This is a genomic window from Ruegeria sp. BA2, assembly GCF_056539605.1.
Genome location: NZ_JBQFVE010000017.1, coordinates 1 through 18406, shown reverse-complemented (window position 1 = coordinate 18406; position 18406 = coordinate 1). Strand labels below are relative to the sequence as shown.

Here is an 18406-nt window from a genome sequence, read left to right as displayed (position 1 = left end):
TGCGGCGTGTTTCGCCATGTGGTGCCCGGCCGGGTTGCCGGGTTCTATTGTGATATGCGCATGGTTTCGATCGCGTCGGCTTCCGTAACGGTCGAGCAGATGCTCGACAGCACGCGTGGCTGTTCATAGGGCCAGGGTGTGCCGCGATGGAGTACAGCGCGCTGGTCCCAGATCAGAACGTCGCCGACCTGCCACTTGTGGGAGTAGACAAACTGCGGTTGGGTGCAGAATTCGATGAGTTCCTCGATGATCGCCTGGCCTTCGGCTTCGTCGTAGCCATCCAGTTTGAAGGCGTGTGACGCGATATACAGCGCCTCGCGCCCGTTGACCGGGTTGCGCCAGAGCGCATTCCAGTGCTGATCCGGCCATTTATTGAACATGGGCAATTCGGCCAGTTCGGGCGAAATCTTGCGCCGCGAATGGCTGTAGCGATGCCAAATGCCCCGTCCGCGCACCTTTGCCTTCAGGTCTTCGGGCATGTTCGCCCAAGCCGCGCGCGTGCTGGCCAGTTCCGTAGCACCGCCCTCGGTCGTGGCGACCCGGCTGATCAGAATGTTCGTCAGCGCGGGTGTGGGAAGAAATGTGCTGTCGGAGTGCCACAGAAAATTCGACTTCAGGTTCAGCGTGTGAAGGTCCATTTCCTCAGTAATCGAACCGTCGTCCCGCACGTTGGATACCGTTGGAACCTCAAACTTCTCACCTTTTTTCCGTTCGTCGGCTTTCCGATCCTCGATAGGGCCGAACAGTTCGGCCAGTTGCTTGTGTTGCTCGTCCGAGATGTCTTGGCCGCGGAACAAAAGGGCTGAGTGTTCTTCAAACAGGGCGCGTATCTGCCCAAACAATCGGTCATTCGTGGCGTCGGCCAGATTGATCCCGGTGACTTCGACACCGAACTGCGGGCTTAGGGGGCGTGTTTCAAATGCAGACATGTCGACCTCTTACACAATTGCCTTGGCTTCTATTTCTTCGGGTGGCAGATCCTTGACCATATCCCAAGCGCGGGATTTCCCAGGGTTCAGCAACCCTTTGGGATCAAGTCGTTTTTTCCAGGCGAGATGCACGTAGTCTGCCGTTTTCAATCCACCACTTTCGACGTGGAAACTGTGGGCGTCGTACACGCTGTGCTCGTGTTCTTCGTAAATGCGACCGATTTCTCGCAGGCGATTTTCGGTCGAATACCAGACGATGGGCAGATCAAAGGCGACGACCTCGCCGTTCAGCAGCGAGAATTCGTGATGCTGCCAGACGTCATCACCCAAGGCTACGCCGACCTTGGCAATCGTGTCTGCATCGGATGCGTCGGGTACGCCGATTTGTTGATAAGTTGCAGAGCGGTCCGCTTTCAGAACTTGCAACGTGGTGTGGTTGTAGGCGAATTCGAAAACATGCGGTAGTGATGCCGCCATTCGGTCGGCTTCGGTCAAAGCCAAATCGAGATGTCCGCCCTGATCGGCGATGAGATCGCGAAAACGCCCCATATCTGACTCGGGTACCAGCGAAACAAGAAGATGTTTGCCAGCCCTGACATGGCCTTTCAGTCTGGGGAAGTAATCCACGATCCGCGCGTCAACAGTGCTGGCGAGTTTGCATCCTGTTTGGTCATCGATCGCAACAGCATATCCGGCCGCATAGCATTCTTTGTAGCTGTCGAATGTCGCCATGCACCCGATCCAATCGGGGTGAGGAACCGTGCGCAGCGTGACTTCGGTAATGACGCCGTTCAAGCCCCAGGCATGGTGTATTTGCAGAACATCCTGACCTTCGAACACATATTCCCGCGGGTTTTCTTCGACGGACAGGGCCTTGAGTTGCAGGATGTTTCCGGGTTCTCTGAGAACCCCGTTCGCAATCGAGCCGATGCCGGCGGACCCACCGGCGACAAACCCACCGATCGTCGCAATATCTTGCGTCGACGGGAACATGGCCATTTCCCAACCCTGAGCCATCAGTGCCGCGTTGACATCCGCCATCAGCGCGCCTGCCTCGGCGCGGACAAAGCCATCTCCGATTTCCAGGATTCGGTTGAGACCGGTGGTTTCGATGATCAGGCCGCCGTGCAAGGGCACGGCTTGACCGTAATTACCTGTCCCTCCACCGCGCAACACGATGGGGGCATCTGCTGCATGTGCGGTTTTGAGGCAATGCACCATCTCTTCAAAGGTTTTTGGCAGAGCAACAAGATCGCCAAAGCTGCGTTTGAGCTGTTGGTTCAGGATCGGACTGTACCAAAAGAAATCCCGAGACCGTTTTTTGACCAGAACAGGTTCGTCGATGACCTCAACAGGGGCGAGGCGCTCGGCAAATGCCACCCAATCCAAGTCCGTTTTTCCTGAAATCGAAGTCATGCAAGCTCTCCTGTCATGACAGTTGCCAGCGTTTTGGGTTCGGTGATTCCGGTTAGCCATTCGGAGGTTGAGCATGCCTCAAAGATCAGCAGATCCTTGACCGAAGCGCCGTCAACCGTGATCGGAGCGAGACCAAGCGCCGTTTGCGCATGTGTCGTGATCATGGGCAGAAAATCACCAAATGGTGGGTCCAGATGCGCCGTCAGTGCCGCGAGTTCCAAACTCTTGCGCGGATCATGCCGGCCAAGGGGGCAAAAGGCGTCCCGCACATTATCCGTCCCAACCACAACCGGCACACCCTCGGCGCGCAATTCGCCTATGCGCGTGACCCCGCGCCGGTCTGGCGTGCCTGTGCTGCGACCTTGCAGATACAGGTTCGATGCGGGCAGGCTGGCTATGGTCAACCCGGCCCGCGCGATCTTGTCCAGAAGCGCCTGCAAGGGCTCGCTTGTCAGGTTCATCAGGCTACAGGCGTGACCGCACAGCACGGGCCCCTGAAACCCGGTCTCGATAAGAGTGTCGGCAATGATTTCAAGCCCATCCAGCCCGTCATGCAGGCCTTCATCGACATGAAAATCAAGCGCCAGCCCGTGCTTTTCGGCCACGCGCACAGCGGCTTCAATTGCTGTGTGGCGATCGGACTGATCCAGAACAAACACACCAAGGACACCGCTGCCACAGGCGATTTCTTTACCCAACGCATCCGCCTGCGAGGCATCCGTCATTTCCGTCGTGCCGATCAACGGCGCAACCTGCAATGAGACCTTGTCCTCGAAGTCTTTTGCCAGCTCGCGCAGCACATGCCAGGCAAGCGGATGCGCGTCAGACTCCGGCTCAGACGACCAATCCATATGGCTGCGAACGACGCCACAGCCCGAGGACATCAGCTCTTTTAGGCCTCGTTCCGCCCGTTGCCGCAGGTCATCCTCGGTCCAGAGGCTGCGGTCACGGTACTGGGCCTCACTGGCTGCGCGTAGATCTCCGCCGACGCGATCCATTCGTGAAATTGTATGGCATTTGTCCAAGTGGACATGACACTCGGTCAGGCGCGGCATGATCAGGCCCGAGATGTCGGCTTGTCGTTCACAGGGCTGCAGTGCAACGGCACGACCGTTGCGAATGATCAAATCGCCATGAACGCAATCCGAGACCTGAGTGCCCCCGAATTTCTGCGCGTCGGCGATCATCGAGGACGGCACCAGAACGTTTTCCACTGTCAGTAGATCAGCACAAGGCAGTACATTCATGTCGCGCCACTCCGGTGATCGAACCGGGCGAACTCGGCCAGAAACTGGGCGAAATTTGCGGCAGCTTTGTCCAAGAGACGCTCCCCCTTTTCCACAGTCGCGGCCGAGGCATTCCCGCAGGCTCCATCCGGATGCAGGTCGTCGATGATCCAGCCCGGCCGTGCGGCTTGCCCGGTCAAACCGATGTGGCTGAAATGCTTCTCCCAGTTGCTGATGGCCGGAACGAAATTCTGCGCCCGGCTCATATCCACCAGATGCGGGCGTGCGGCCAACATGGATGAGGTCTCGGACTCGCCAGCATGCAAATCAAACAGTGCCGCACCTGGGTCTAGAACGCTGTCCCATTCGGAAAACCCGAACCAGGAACAGGTGGCGACAATCAACTCATGCGATATCCGCAAGTCTCGTGCTGCGGTTTCCAACACCGCAATGTTGCCCCCGTGACCGTTGAACAGCACAAGCCGTTTCACACCCGCCCGCGCGACCGAGGCCCCGATGTCACGCAATACCGCCAGCAGAGTATCTGCGGACAGGCTGAGGGTCCCCGGATGCCGATCGTGTTCGCCACTTTTGGTGATCGTCAATCCGGGCAGGATCAGCACGTTCTGCTCGGCGCGCAGCCGAGGCAACGTGCGCTCGATCACGGCCGTCACCAGGTCACTGTCAACGGAGACTGGCAGATGTGGTCCATGTTGTTCGGTTGCTCCAATTGGCAACACGGCGATCAAATCATCCGGCAGATCGCGAAAATCAGGCGCCTTTTGATTGGCCCAATGACCTTGGATACTCATGCGGCGCTCCCAAACAGGCGGTCAAGGAAGCCGTGTAACCAAGCGGCTTGGGCAGAGTCGTGTTGGTGCATCAACTGTGTCTGTTCTTCACGATTTTGCACACCGGGACGACCGTATGCATTCCATTTGGCGTCCTGCCATCGCTGGAACCCAGCGACCGTAACCTCGGGATGAAACTGCAGCCCAAACACCTTATCGCCGTACCTAAACGCCTGGTTCGCGTAGTTGTCATTGCGAGCAAGACGGGTCGCGCCTTTAGGCAGATCGAATGTGTGGAAATGCGCCTGCGTAACCCACAAGGGGCCGGGCATGAAGCCGGGTTCGGAAGGTTCCGGATCAACCCTGTAATACCCGAATTCAAAGCATTCTGTTTTTGGCGCTCCGGCCCAGGCGCCCAGATGATAGGCGATCTGCTGCGCGCCCTGGCAGATGCCCAGCATTGGAATGTCGGCTTTCAGGCACGCTTCGATCCAACGATACTCTTCGTTCAGAAAGCCATGCGTGTCCGTTTCATAGACGTTGAAGTTTCCGCCATAGATGACCGTGCCGGCAAGATCCTCAATGGGCTCACCCAGCAGGTCGCCATCAAAGGGTTTCCGGCTGTCGATCTCGAACCCTTCCTGGCCCAGCCAGGTTACAATTCGATCATCGGCGGGTTCATTCCCATGGCGCACCAAAAGAACACGTTTGCCCATATCGCCCTCCTTGAACGACAGTGGTTTTACGTGGCCCTTGGAATATCCGTGCCAGAGAATGGCACTAAGACTTGCAAAGAAAATCCAAACTCGCAAGCTTAAATTGACAGCGAAAAAGAGTACGAGAAATGAAAGCGTTAAGCCCAACAGACATGCCGCCACCGTTCGCGCGCTATGCGCATGGCGTCGAAATTCCTGGCGACTGGCGACAGGTAAGAACCTCAGGCCAACTGGGGATTCGCTTGGACGGAACCATCCCAGAGGACGCATATGATCAGGCGGTAATTTGTTTTCAGAATATCGCGAAAATTCTGGGATCAGCGAACATGGGCCCTGACGACGTCGCGCATGTCAGTGCGTTTGTCACAGACCGATCCCATATGGCGGACTACATGCGTGCCCGCGATGAATTTCTTACTTCGACCGTCCGCTTGCCAAGCTCAACTCTGTTGATAGTCAACGGATTTACGCGGTCCGAGTTTAAGGTCGAAATTGAGGTCCTCGCAGCAGCGCCATAATGAACTTTTTGAATTGGGTATGATTTCGGCCAAGCCCAATACCGTGCCTAGTTCTGTTGCAAATGACGTCCCCACCAATCAAGTTGATAGCGGTTCTGGGAGCGCGCGTTCGAATAAGACAGGAGCAAACCGAACACGCTCTACCAAAACGACCCTTAGTCTTACTAGTGTGAACAAAGCTTTGCTACAGAACCAGATTTGATCGCTCTAGAAAATTGGGACACATCTATTTTGATCCTCATATTTACAATCAATTCTGAACCTCTCTAAAGGTGGTTAGGTGTACTCCCAACAGTTGCGTAAGTTGCACTAATGCAACCTCAGGATCAGATGTGCAGGTGATGGTATCATTGCATCGCCGGAGGCCATCATCGCTAGGATGGATACGGCCATAGGCGCGAAAAATCAGGTCTTCGTTTATTGCAAAACTATAATAGTCGTAGGGGTCGATGGTATCCGGCTCTGGTGAATTGACGAATAGGCCTACTTTGAAGATCATTGTTCCATCTGCAAAGGTGAGCGCCCGCACCGAATTGTTGTCTAATTCACATTCATTTCCCCAGTCCGCGCAGTCCGCGATTAGACCTTGGATCAATTTGTCCAAATACTCGGGATCACCGTACCCAAACCAATCGGAACCTGCTGGTGCCAACCCCTCCTCAAAGACTTCAAATTGTACAAATCCATCACCAGGTGTTTCTGTCTCAGAAATAAGAAACTCATACCCCGGTTGAAGCTCTTCGAAACTCAAGCCTTGTGCCGCCGGGACCGCGATGATCAACCCAAGGCGTTCGTCCTCATAAATATCGAACTTAAGGCGGTCAGCCATCTCATAATACTGATCCTCACTCAATCCGACGGCATTGGCGTAGCTATTAAGAAGTGAAACGATTCCTTCTGGATCGTCAGACGTCAGGGCAAGTTCGAGAAGCGACGATGTTTTGGTTTGAATAAATCGGAAGTCACGATCATTTTGACTGAACGCAATGACATCCACGTCACCAGTATTGGCACTGGGTGAGGAAAAGAGGATACCCTGCATTATGGCCACTTCAGGCGGGATCGCGGTATCGCCCGCCTGCATTTTTCCCGTCAGCCTATTCAGATTTGTCGCAGGAATAACCCAATTATAGTTGGACATTCCCTTGTTCAAACCACCGTCTACAATTCCAACAAGACGGTTGTCTCGATCAACAACGGGGGCTCCAGAATATCCGGGAAGGAGGCCGCCTTGGACATAGTAAATATCAAGGTCTAGATCGGGAATTCCGTATTTTTTGAGCAGCTGCAAGGCTTCACCTTGGGCGAGGTGACGTAGAACCTCGGGCGAAGCATGTTGTTTCGTCATGTCGCGTGACGTCATGGCTTGCGAACTTTCGAAGTACCCAAGCGTGTACAAAGCCTCGCCAAAACCGGGTTTTTGAGACGACATTTGCCCTTGGTTCAACGGAATACAGCTTGTTGGGCTATCGGTTTGAAGCAAGATGAGGTCGGCATCGCTCAGGACACCGGCCACGCGAGCGGGAAAAGATGCACCCTTGCATTTAACAACGATGTCCAGCCCAGCGGGAACGGCGTGCAACGAAGTGACGACCAGGCGGTTGTCCTCCCAGACAAAGCCACTCGCCGCGCGCGAATTCGATGTACCCGCGCCAACAATGACCCGGACGACAGAGTTCTCCAGTACCTCTGGATTGAATTGCGCAAAAGCTGCCTGAGCGAAAAAACAGAAGACAGAACCAGTCAGTGCAGCGGTATAAGCCATAACACGGGTGCAAACGCTTTGTGGCAAGTAGAGTTTCATCTAATCCTCTTACATTGATTATTCTTTCAACGAACAGGACAGCTCCAGGATAAGAACCAGCGCTTTAATCCTGTCTTCGGCAATCGATAAATTCTTAACCCGCGACAAAGTCGATGCCAGCAAGTCGTCTTGAATGAGCGCTGCCTCAATATCGGTAAGCGATCTCGAATCGGTAATAATATCTAGCTTAGCACATGTTTCAGGCACGAGCGTCAGGGGCTGATCAGAATTGCACATTGCGTCTCGCGCGGTGAACAAGACCTCTTTTCTGTTTGGTTCCGATATCTCAACTTCGACCAGTTCGGCGAAACCTGCCCAACCCTGACCTCCTTCTAAACGAAAATTCCGAACGACTTGTTCAGCGGACAGTGTCTTGTCGTGGGGGGTCGTGAGTTGGTCGCAAACGCTCAGAGTGACGCCGCCACTGAAATGAGCGGTAGTTTGGGCTTTTGACAAAGTGCTGTTCTGAGCGATGGTAGTGCGCACGTTGTTCTGAGCGTTTATGTAGTTCTTCAACAAACCAAGTACTTCGGTTTTATCAAATCCGAGGTCGACATATTCTTGTTTGACGTCTGCTAACGTAGGTTCGCTCACTTGCGGTGAGAGTAGCTGATGGGTTCGAATGGTAGTTCCGATCAAGGCACCCGCAATAGCTGAGAAACAGAACGTGCCGATCCGTACGCCCTTTGCCATCGTAAAATTCCGGTCGCTTAGGCCCAATAACGCGGCGAGACCGGTCGCCAGGCCTCCGACAAATATACCGACGACTTCAGACACCGCCATGCCCACCAAATAACCGATTAGAAGTCCAGCACCCACACTGCTAAAGATCGATATCCAAACCGGCGTGGGCCGACCAAGCTCTCCGCTATTTTCAGGTCCACTCATGAAGCCCTCCTCTGAATGATAATTTTCGCTAAAGGACGTTGTCACATGTCGCGCGAGTGCTTTGGACAACACACTGTTATATTTCGACATTGAATGATCGCTGACGCCAGGGAAAACGCGCGCCATCCATGGTCTTGTGCCGGAGAGCGCCTTAATACGCTCCATCAACTGAAGCTTGATCACGCCCCACTTTGAACCACCAAGGACAGGTTCAAAATGCTTGCCGATAAGCACCAGTCGACCGACATGCCGATAGCTTAAACGTGATAGCCAGCTTGCTTTTTCAAAACCATCTGTTTCGGCGCCAAGAAACTTTCGTAGCGTACTTTCAACAAGCCTTAAGCTTTCTGGTGGTACTCGTGAGACGATATCATTGGCATTGACGACCCGAAAATGTCGGCGATGGAAGGGATAACCTCGACAGAAGTCGGCATCGCCGACTCGGGGCTGTCCAAATGTGTAAATTCCTAAGATATCTTCGTGCTCAAGCACCCCATCAGCAACCAATCTTGATGCCGCCAGTGTTGCCAGGGCGCCGCCCAAACTATGACCGCATAACAAGACGCGAGGTGAACGGACTGGGTCAACGAACTGCTTGATCGCTTCTCTCAAATCCGATTGAAAGCGGTCTTCATTTTCCTCGGGCCAGATCAGCGGTGGCATTTCCGGATCTTGCCAGACTTCCTTGAGTGCGCTCCAAAATCCGCCATGAAGCAACCCGGCGATGCCAAAGGCTGACACGGGTAAAGCCATGAGATCGGCGTAGATATCCCAAAGTCTGGCAGGCTCCGTTCCGCGGAAGCAGAGAATGACGATTTCACCTTTGCCCGCCAAAAAGCACTGTGTACTTGCTCCAGAAAAGAACTGAACTTTATCAAATCCATAACTGAGTAAGTCCCGTTCTATTCTTTCGGCTTCAATGCGAGCGAAATCTCCGAGGGCCGCAATCAGATCAGAGGTATCATGATCGGTATTGCTCTTGGTCTCTTGGCGAAAAAATAAGCCCCATAGCTTTGATCGGTATTTTTTGTTTGATCTATTGACCGATTTGAAGCGTTCGTAAGCTTCCCGCTCTTCATCGGATTTTGGGTAGACTAGCTCTGAGAGCAGCCCCAGAATGTAAGCCTTGCGTATGTCAAAGCTGTCGCCTCTCTCAGAGCCAAACACATCGTGAATGTCGACAGTGGTCATTCGCGGAAGCTTGGTACAAGTGACTGCAAAGCCGTTTACTCCTGCCCATTGTCCCAAACGATAGCGTTAAAGCCACTTCGATTCTATCACCAACTCAAAGTGTGTTAGATCGGTCCTGCGACGCGCATGAAAATTGAACTTGTTCATATTCGGCGGATTGAAGCTTTGTTGTGGCGTTGCAATTTGAAACGGCATGTGCCCAAAGACTTTTGTTTATCAAATTTGCGGACCCTACGATGAATGGGGGGCCATCGGGCCTTGTCCCTCAAATTGCACTTCACGTACGAATGTGGCGAACAGCGTTTTACTGTAGCCGCTATCCGGATCGACATCGTGTGTCTCGACCCGAACTATTGAAGGTCTTGCCGTATCAAGATCAATGTTAAAGCTGGCGCGTCCGTCAACAATGTTCACGGCCTTTTGGAACTTTCCCCCGATCGAAATAATGTGTTCGATCTTGCTAGTTGAATGACCAAGATCGATATCGATATCAACGCGAGCGGTTTTGCCATTCGCAGGAACCTTGATCACGGACTCGCTCAGAGAGACCGGCGTCCCGTCGATCTTGATTTCAACTTTGAACTGCTTCTTGTTTTGCTCCTGCAGGACTCGTCCAGCAAACCTAAGCAAATCAACATCACCGCTGAGCAAATCATCACGTGTCAGGTTATAAACGCAATCACGGCGCACGCCTTCTTCTTCAATGGGCATTCCCTGATTGCGACCAACGCGAACACAACGACGAACAGCATAATGCAGTTTGGGCCCATGTCGTGCTCCACCAGGGAGATGTTCAAGCAGTTGATCAGGCATTGCCATGTCAACGCAATCGCGATGCGTCCACATATTGGCGCCTCCACCTCCTGTACTGGGATCTGTTCCGATCACCGGACCTATCTCATGATCTTGAAAACTTGCGGCAAAAATATCGCCCGAACTATAGGTGACAGCGTTGGTGATGAGGGTGATTGGCCCATAATAACGCTGCCCAATTTCATTAGCGCGTTCCCAGCGTGTAAGAGAGCCGTTGCGCGAGAACTGATTGCCTATGTTTACAGCTGGCGTCACTTTGTCGGCCCAGGTGTCCAGTTTCATTCTGGCAGCTGTTTTGTCAGAGCGCACAATGTCCTCGGCGAGAGTGGTCGCAAGGAATTGGAATGGAAGCGGAGTAATCCTCCTTGGGGACAGGAGTTGCAGGATACTCTCCGCTGCGCTGACCAGCCCACCGGGATTCGAACGTATATCGATCACAAGGCCCGTCTGCGGAACCGCGTTGAGGATCTTCATAAATCCCTCAACAAAGGCTTTGCGTCCGCAAACAAAGTTCTCAATTTTCACCATGCCAAACTTGAAGGCGTCCGGTCCATGATCGACTTTGACAAAGTGCACATCAAAAATCCCAGGAGGTAACCCTTCAATTTCAGCAGATATTTTTGTGACTTTCTTTTCGAATTCGATTTCCTCGGGCACAGAATAAAGCTGGTCGCGTACCGTAGTTTCAAACAGAGATCGAGGTTCTACAGATGGGTCTTCAGACGAATTGTTTTCGAATTTCTTCTTGAGCGTCCACATTGCTTGCACCGACGCCACGCGCCCCCTGCTTGTGTTGTCCAACATAACTCGCCAGGGAAATCGTATCTCACGTATCTCTTCGTCGTCACGATACACGATGGTTACAAAGTACTCGCTTGGGGGCAACGATCCGCCAAACCATCGGACCGTCATCAAGCGCAATCCGAGTTCAAACTGCGCATAGATATTAGAGCCTTGTTCTTCTTCACCGATCCGCCGAATAGCTTCATGGATCGGCATACCGTTCCAACTGAGTATCTCGACACCCGGTTTGAAATGCGGGTGCGTGAATTCGTCCAGCAGCCCGGTTACGATTACCCGGCGCTCACTATCGGGATCAAAGGTATCTTCGCCCAATTCTTCCTCACCGAGCACCTGCCCCTCTTGAGCGGCGGTTTCTTTGACGGTGTGCGCGGCCAGAAGAAAAGGAAGAAATGCGACCATGTCGGAATATGGTTTCGGCATAATGTAGGCCGTATGAATATCCCGTAGTCCTTTGAAGATTTTCATTACCTCAAGATGGAAATCGAAGCCCGTCAATTCATCGCATCGGCGTTTGAGTTGACGCAAAGCAGTAACCGGGTCGACCGCATGGCGGGTACGTTTGAGGTCTCGGTGAACGTACAGCTCCCCGAGCACCAAAATTGCCTGGTCAAGTATCTTGCGCCGCTGTTCGGTCGTCAGAGGGCGGTTTTCGGGCTTTGCACACGCCTCCATAATTGAAAACGTCTCTCCCAAAGCGTCGAGTGACTTGGACAGAGCAGGGATGGAGACAGTCACCTCACGATCTTCGGCGTTATCATCGTAAGGGCTGCCGCGCAGGACCATCGGGTTTCGTTCACGCATTTTGTGCACAGCGAATTCCTTCCTTATCTAAGGTTGGGCAGAAGACTTTGGTCCTGTCTTTGGATTCAGACATGTCTTGGTGGTGCGTCTGTGGAGCTTATTCTGCTCACAATGTCTGCAAGTGTATTTGCAGTGTGTGTTGCGCTAATCCCAATCAGCCCAAGATGACGGCGCGTCAGGGGCATTTGATCAAGCGCATTGTTAAGATCATCGCGGTGATGCGGGTCCACGTCTCCGTGGAACCTATACGTACGGAACGCAGCTGCAGGAAGGTTGCTTTCGCGTTCCAGTCTGTCGATTAATGCTTTGCTGGGCGGTCCTCCTTCAAGTACAGCAATGCATCCTAGCATCATGACAGGATGGAAATGGTGTATCCAGTAGTACTGCGCTCCCATCATGGACGCGACATCGCCCAGCGGAAGCACATCCAGAACGGAATCTCGGGCGTAACCGGCTTCTTCAAGGTCCTCGAGCGCCCAAATGTCATGGTCCAGTTCCTCGCCGACATGCTTGCCGTAATAATCGCGAAGATGCCGACAAAGTGGATCTCTCGTCGCCATCCGGGCCGCTTCATCTCTTGCCGCCTCCATGAGAGGAACCGTTGCGCGCATGATCTGTTGCAGTGTCACTAAAAAACCCGGTATCGATTCAGACAGATCGGGGCGGGCCCAAAACTGCGCAAATGCTTCGTTGGCGGCATGGCACGTCAATTGCATCTTCGCCCGAATAATTTGACTATTGGACATTCGCCCCGTCTGCGCCGCAACAACGTTCATTTTTCTACTGCCTTTTCTGATGCTTCTGCATATCCTAAGCGCAAAGGTTAATTTTCCAAACAATTTTCATTGACAGACCGCCCCCTTAGACTGTGCACTAGGGTGCACGATTGCCGAGGGGCTTGTTGTAGTTTTGAAAAAAAGATTGGGGAGAAAACAATGGCTGATACTAATCTGGATAAGCTGATCGATGAAGGCGCCGTTCTGGATGAGAGTCATATCTCTGAGGCGCATCAGAGAATACTGAATGAAGAGTTCACGGCAGAAGAAATCGCTGCGATTATCAAACTAAAGAACAAAGTAACTGGCACTGCGTTTGCCTCCAATCCTGGCGGTGATGATTCTGAGACTTCGGGCATGGCTGCGTTGTAAGGGATGAGGGCGCTTGGCTACGAAGCCGCAGCCAAGACACTTTTCTCGCAAGAAAATTCCGCCAAGCAATCACTTGCTCTACCAAGAACGCTGAAACCAGAAGAAACGCTGGCGCGCTCCGTTCGTCTCATGAAAGAGTTGTCAGTGGTGAGACTGGCTGATCTGACGTCCTTGGATCGGTTAGGTATCCCTGTTTACTGCGCAGTGACGCCGCTTGCCTCCGACTTGACAACCCATCTGGGGAAAGGACGGGACAAGGCAACAGCTAAGGCCAGCGCATTGATGGAGGCGTGCGAGCGTATCTGCGCGGAAAAATTACCGAAAAAGCCAATTCGAAAAACGTATGAGCAGATGCGGGCGCTTGAGGCGAAAGTTATCGATCCACAGAAGCTGGCCTTGCCGATTGATACAGAGTTCACAGATACGCTTCCTATCGATTGGGCGCTTGCGACAGAGTTAACAAGTGGCGCCGTAATCTATGTACCCGCAGACGTGGTAATCTCACCTCCGCAAGACGGAGTTCTTCGATATCCAGATACCAATGGATTGGCTTCAGGTAATACCCAACTTGAGGCGGTTCTGCATGGGCTATGCGAAGTCATCGAGCGAGATGCAGCAGGACGTCTTCTTTTTGCGGACCTTTATTCGGAGGACGGGGATAAGGTGCTGGTAAGACAGCGGCTTAACCTTGCGTCTGGTGTTCCCGAAACCGCGCTCAAACTCATCAAAGAAATCAATACGCATGGGTTGAGCGTTGAGGTGGAACTCCTCACCCAAGATATTCAGATTCCGGTGTTTAGGGTCGAACTGATCGACCCCCGCTTTCCGACAGTTAATGGCCCGCAGATGCGCCGCTTTCCGGGTCTTGGTTGTGATCTAAATGCTGAAACGGCACTAATGCGCGCCATCACTGAAGCGGCCCAATCCCGACTTGCTGTGATTCAGGGTGCGCGAGACAGTTACAACTATTTTCCTCGCCGCAAACGCACAAACCCACCTCCGGCGCGCATTCCATCCGAGATTTCATGGGCCGATGCACCCAGTTTTGACAGTTTGGATCTGCGCGAGGATCTGAAATACCTTTTGGAGATGTTAAATGCTGCGGGATTGGATCAGGTATTGCATGTCGACCTGACAAATCCGTGCATTGACGTCCCGGTTGTACGCGTCATCGTACCGGGACTAAGCGTGTTTTTTGTAGATCAAGGCCGGGTATCCTGGCGGGATTTACAATGCCTGACCTAGCGCGGTTCGCTAAGCCAGTTGATACCCCTCCATTGGTGTTTGTGGGGCCAACACTGCCTGCAAATGAAGTTCATCGGCTATTACCAGGGGCAGAACTACGACCTCCGATAAGACGCCACGACCTACATATGGCCCGAATGCTAAGATATTCGGTTTTCGTCATTATTGATGGGGTTTTTGCGCAGACCGACGCTATTTCCCCTCGCGAGGTTGTTGATGTCCTGCAAGACGGCGCACTTGTATTCGGAGCCGCCAGCATGGGCGCCTTAAGAGCCGTCGATTGTGCGCCGGTTGGCGCGATCGGAACAGGAAGCATCTATCGGCTGTTTCGTCGCGGAGTGTTAGACCGCGAGGACGAAGTGGCGGTTACCTTTGTTCCAGAGCGGCCCTTTCCTGCCCTAACGTTGGCTATGGCAGCCGTGCGATTGACCCTCAATCGAGCAGTCAGGCAAAATAAAATGTCCCGCGAAAATGCGATCCAATTTGCTCACGCTGGGCAAAGGCTGCACTATCAGGAACGCACATGGGACGCGATATTCGCGTCTGCAAGCTGTCCAACGCCGAACACGGATTTGCAAGGTTGGTTGAACGAGCAAGATCCCAAGGCAGAAGATGCACGCCACCTTTTGAAACAAGTCTCCCGTCGTATCGTTTCCGATCCTGAATTGACACGACGCCCTCGTTCCACGCGTTTGCCGTTTACAGATCCCGACCAAAAGCGGTCCCGATCTACCTTAGTGGAGCTGAGCCCAAAGATTGAAGCATCAAAACCCGGAATGCTGCTTTGGTTGCTTCAGTCAAATAGAATGGAACGATATCTCAAGTTTGCTGAGAATGACGTTAAAGATGGATTGAGAAAGTTGTCATTTGACTTGCCGAACGACTGGCATCAGCGCTTGGAATATCTGACCTGGGAAGACCTTGGATGCAGTGACACAATTCTAGCCAAGAGAATTCTGGCTTCAGTCATTGACCAAATGAACGATTCTGATGAGAATATAGCTGAGTTCTATCGTCTGAAAGCTATGGCCGAACGAATGAGAAGAACGGGAAATATCGGCCTGTCATCCAAGAATGGCGGGTCCTTGGGGATAGGTAGGTAGTTGTGCCAAAGCACAAAAATGGGGGCTACCAGTCGACTTGCTGCAAAGTGAAGCTGTGAATGGCACGGCCCTCTGAACTGATATCCGAAGCGTGTGATTTTTGGACTTGGAGATACAGATGGATGAGGGTGTCGTGGACGAGTTAACGGAAAGGTCTGCCCGCGCTATGACCAAGACCTTGATGTTCACAGACATTGAAGGCTCGACACTGCTTTTGCAGCAACTAGGAGAGCACTATAAAGCCGTTCTGGTTCGCCATCACGAGATCATCAGAGAATGCTATAATCAATTTAGCGGGACTGAGGACGGCACTCAGGGCGACTCTTTTCTAGTCATGTTCGATTCCGTCGTGGAAGCGTTGGATACCGCAGTCAATATCCAACGCCGCCTCAAGGATGAAGAATGGCCAATGAGCATCGACTTGCGTGTTCGGATTGGCATACACGAAGGTACTGTCGAGGAATACCGCGGCCAGCTGGTTGGTTACGACCTCCATCTCGCCGCTCGGGTTGCTGATGCGGCGAACGGTGGACAAATTCTGCTTTCACGAAACGCACACTCGGCCCTTGTTGAAGCGGATTTTCAAAAATGGGGTGTTTCCGTGTTCGCTTTGGGTCCGCACCGCCTCAAAGCCATTCGCTATCCGGAGTCGATTTTTGAAGTCGTTGACCCACAAACCGGAAACGAGTCGCGGCCGATCAGATCTGCTCAAACCCGCAAGACGAATATCACGCAATCGCGCGGACCAATCATTGGTAGGGACAGAGAGGTCGCAGACATTCAGGGTATCTTGTCCGCTGGCGAAAGAAGGCTGGTGACGCTGACAGGCATGGGCGGGACTGGAAAGACTTCAATCGCGCAGTATATCGCCGAACAATGGCTTCAAGACACTGATGAAGGAACTTATTTTGTCGATCTGAGCGGACTTGATGGTGCAGGCCTTGTTGGATCTAGCATCGCCCAAGCGCTGGGGGTACGAGACTATCCCGGTCGACCCGTCGAGCTTGATATTGCTGCCTTTATCGGTGATGAAAAGATGCTGCTCGTTCTGGACACATTTGAACATGTTGCGGCTGCTGCGGTTCTGGTCGGGGATCTGTTAAACGACTGCCCAAATTTACGTGTACTTGCGACAAGCCGGTCTGAGCTAGGTGTTGGAAGCGAACAGCTATACCCAATTGAACCGCTTGGGCTACCTGATCCAGCGGACATTACTCCGGAAGATAGCGGTGCTATGCGCCTCTTCGTTCAAGCGGTTCAGGAAAAGACACCTGATTTCGTAGTAACGGCTGGCAACCGCGCAACGGTTGCTGCAATTGTGACACGCCTCGAAGGCATCCCTCTGGCGATCACTCTTGCTGCAGCGCGCATGGCCTTGCTGCCGCTTGAACAACTGCATAAACGCTTGGAAACGCAGCTTGGGCTTTTGCGCAGCTCTAAACAAGATTCAGGTCGTCACAGAACGCTGCGAACCGCAATTCGATGGAGTGACAGCCTGTTGGACGAGGAGCAACGGGACGTTTTTCTACGGCTAGCAGTTTTCGCGGGCGGGTTCTCCATTGAAACTGCCGAAAGCACACTGTTACGCCTCCCGGATATTGACGCTGATATTCTTGATGCGGTCGCTTCACTTGATACCCAGAACCTGATTTACCGCCGTACGGTAAACGGAGCGCCTCGTTTTGGCATGTTTGATATGGTGCGCGAGTATGCTTTGGACGAACTCGTGCGAAACGGCGAAAAAGACGAAACGCAACGAGTGTTTCTTGAGCACTTCACGAGTTTCGCCGAAAGCTGCGGCCTCAATGCCTTAGGAGAGGACCAGAGCGCAATCGTTTCAGCGATAGCCCAAGAAACCGACAATATTCGTCACGCGCTGACCATTGCGCTAGAGATTAAAGACATAGACTCGGTGGCCCGAATTATTGATGGCCTTTATTGGTACTGGATTTCGCAAGGACAATTTACTGAAAGCCTTCAGTGGATTGCCAAGGCCAACGCTCTTTTTGAGGAACTTGGAAACAGCGAAGCAGGAGCGAAGATCCAAATGGCTGCTGCATACACGAAAGCAATGGCCGGGGATTATTCCGGGGCGTATGAGCACGGCAAAGCGGCAGAGCAAATCTTTACCGAGCTTGGTCACGAGCACGCGTCCAAGAAATCGGGTATGATCCATGCCATTTGTGGCGCCGCGACCGGTGCAATTGAGGATCCTACCGACATTGTGACCGATTGCATCGCTCAGATGCAAAGCAAAGGTGACAACTATTTTACTGCACTTGGATTGATCATCATGGGTGAAGGCGCGCGTATGGAGAATATGCGTGACGCTGCAGAAGAATGCTATTTACAGGCACTTGATGTACTGGCTATCGAAAAGAACAGCTTCTGGCCCGGATTGCTGAAACAAAATCTGGCTCATTTTCGACTGTCCGAAGGAAAGCCAGAAGACGCCGCAACGTTATTGGCCGAGGCCTTTGATCTGGGGCAGAAGTTCGACTATCGGATCGTCATTAATCTTTGTGTTGCAGGATTTGGCGGGCTTGCAATCGCACAAGGTGACCCCGCCAGGGCCGCGCGTTTTCTTGGCGCCGTCGATCACAACATTAATAAGATTGGCGTCGATTTCGAACCAACCGACAAAGCTGATATTGCGACATATGTGGATGCCGCCATAGCTGCATTGGGACCAGAGAAATACAAGGAACACGCAGAGGCTGGAGCAATGGCTGACTGGATCACCATCCAATCTGAAGCACGCGCAACGGTTCTACCACAAACTTGATAGATGGCAGCACATCAGTGGACTGGTGAGCGGCTTACCCTGCCAGTTTGGCCATTTGCTGAAACGGATCGAGTCCACGCGTGAATTAGGCAAACAGTCCAATGGGCTGTTTTTCGGTCGCACGTTTTGTTTGGGATTTGGTTTCGGGAGAGGATTTGAGCCTCTGACTTTCAGGTTATGAGCCTTACGAGGTTAATCGTTAGGCAAACAGTCCAGTGGACTGTTTGT

At 52.8% G+C, this 18406-nt stretch carries 14 protein-coding genes; 5 read left to right on the top strand and 9 right to left on the bottom strand.

Annotation, left to right across the window (positions count from 1 at the left end; all coding sequences use genetic code 11):
* Positions 1 to 44 precede the first annotated feature (44 nt).
* Genes ACR0NN_RS22585 through ACR0NN_RS22565 form a run of 5 tightly spaced genes read right to left on the bottom strand, consistent with a single transcriptional unit; the run spans position 45 to position 5078 of the window.
* Entirely contained in the window at positions 45 to 929 is an 885-nt protein-coding gene (locus ACR0NN_RS22585; protein WP_170721774.1) for a TauD/TfdA family dioxygenase, read from the bottom strand.
* A gap of 9 nt (positions 930 to 938) precedes the next feature.
* Positions 939 to 2345 carry an FAD-binding oxidoreductase gene (locus ACR0NN_RS22580; RefSeq protein WP_170721776.1) on the bottom strand — a complete coding sequence of 469 codons (1407 nt, stop codon included), beginning with the start codon at positions 2343 to 2345 and terminating at the stop codon, positions 939 to 941.
* Positions 2342 to 3592 carry an amidohydrolase family protein gene (locus ACR0NN_RS22575; protein ID WP_170721779.1) on the bottom strand — a complete coding sequence of 417 codons (1251 nt, stop codon included), beginning with the start codon at positions 3590 to 3592 and terminating at the stop codon, positions 2342 to 2344. The genes ACR0NN_RS22580 and ACR0NN_RS22575 overlap by 4 nt, the downstream gene beginning before the upstream one ends.
* Entirely contained in the window at positions 3589 to 4383 is a 795-nt protein-coding gene (locus ACR0NN_RS22570) for a creatininase family protein (protein ID WP_170721782.1), read from the bottom strand. Before ACR0NN_RS22570 ends, ACR0NN_RS22575 begins: the two co-directional genes overlap by 4 nt.
* Complete coding sequence (locus ACR0NN_RS22565; RefSeq protein ID WP_170721784.1) at positions 4380 to 5078, bottom strand: glutamine amidotransferase-related protein; 699 nt, start codon at positions 5076 to 5078, stop codon at positions 4380 to 4382. Before ACR0NN_RS22565 ends, ACR0NN_RS22570 begins: the two co-directional genes overlap by 4 nt.
* 128 nt (positions 5079 to 5206) lie before the next feature.
* On the opposite strand from ACR0NN_RS22565, the gene ACR0NN_RS22560 reads away from it, so the two are divergent.
* On the top strand, positions 5207 to 5596 hold the full coding sequence (locus tag ACR0NN_RS22560) for a RidA family protein (RefSeq protein ID WP_170721786.1): 390 nt from the start codon (positions 5207 to 5209) through the stop codon (positions 5594 to 5596).
* A gap of 250 nt (positions 5597 to 5846) precedes the next feature.
* On the opposite strand, the gene ACR0NN_RS22555 is transcribed toward ACR0NN_RS22560, so the two are convergent.
* From ACR0NN_RS22555 to ACR0NN_RS22540, 4 genes are all read right to left on the bottom strand, one after another.
* Positions 5847 to 7400 (bottom strand): S1 family peptidase, encoded by a 1554-nt coding sequence (locus ACR0NN_RS22555; RefSeq protein WP_170721788.1) that lies wholly within the window; start codon positions 7398 to 7400, stop codon positions 5847 to 5849.
* Positions 7401 to 7418: 18 nt separating this feature from the next.
* A complete protein-coding gene (locus tag ACR0NN_RS22550; protein WP_170721789.1) occupies positions 7419 to 9479 on the bottom strand; it encodes a lipase family protein in 2061 nt (686 codons plus the stop codon).
* A gap of 231 nt (positions 9480 to 9710) precedes the next feature.
* Complete coding sequence (locus tag ACR0NN_RS22545; RefSeq protein ID WP_170721791.1) at positions 9711 to 11897, bottom strand: S41 family peptidase; 2187 nt, start codon at positions 11895 to 11897, stop codon at positions 9711 to 9713.
* A 65-nt stretch (positions 11898 to 11962) separates the two neighbouring features.
* Entirely contained in the window at positions 11963 to 12643 is a 681-nt protein-coding gene (locus tag ACR0NN_RS22540) for an iron-containing redox enzyme family protein (protein ID WP_170721793.1), read from the bottom strand.
* A 189-nt stretch (positions 12644 to 12832) separates the two neighbouring features.
* On the opposite strand from ACR0NN_RS22540, the gene ACR0NN_RS22535 reads away from it, so the two are divergent.
* From ACR0NN_RS22535 to ACR0NN_RS22520, 4 genes are all read left to right on the top strand, one after another.
* On the top strand, positions 12833 to 13045 hold the full coding sequence (locus ACR0NN_RS22535; RefSeq protein ID WP_170687192.1) for a hypothetical protein: 213 nt from the start codon (positions 12833 to 12835) through the stop codon (positions 13043 to 13045).
* Between the two features lie 3 nt (positions 13046 to 13048).
* The gene (locus tag ACR0NN_RS22530; RefSeq protein ID WP_480685586.1) at positions 13049 to 14290 is read left to right on the top strand and encodes a YcaO-like family protein; all 1242 of its coding nucleotides are present in this window, start codon (positions 13049 to 13051) and stop codon (positions 14288 to 14290) included.
* 137 nt (positions 14291 to 14427) lie between these two features.
* Positions 14428 to 15393 (top strand): TfuA-like protein, encoded by a 966-nt coding sequence (locus tag ACR0NN_RS22525; protein WP_170721797.1) that lies wholly within the window; start codon positions 14428 to 14430, stop codon positions 15391 to 15393.
* Between the two features lie 118 nt (positions 15394 to 15511).
* Positions 15512 to 18178: an adenylate/guanylate cyclase domain-containing protein gene (locus ACR0NN_RS22520; protein ID WP_170721799.1), complete on the top strand. Its 2667-nt coding sequence runs from the start codon at positions 15512 to 15514 to the stop codon at positions 18176 to 18178.
* Positions 18179 to 18406: the final 228 nt, after the last annotated feature.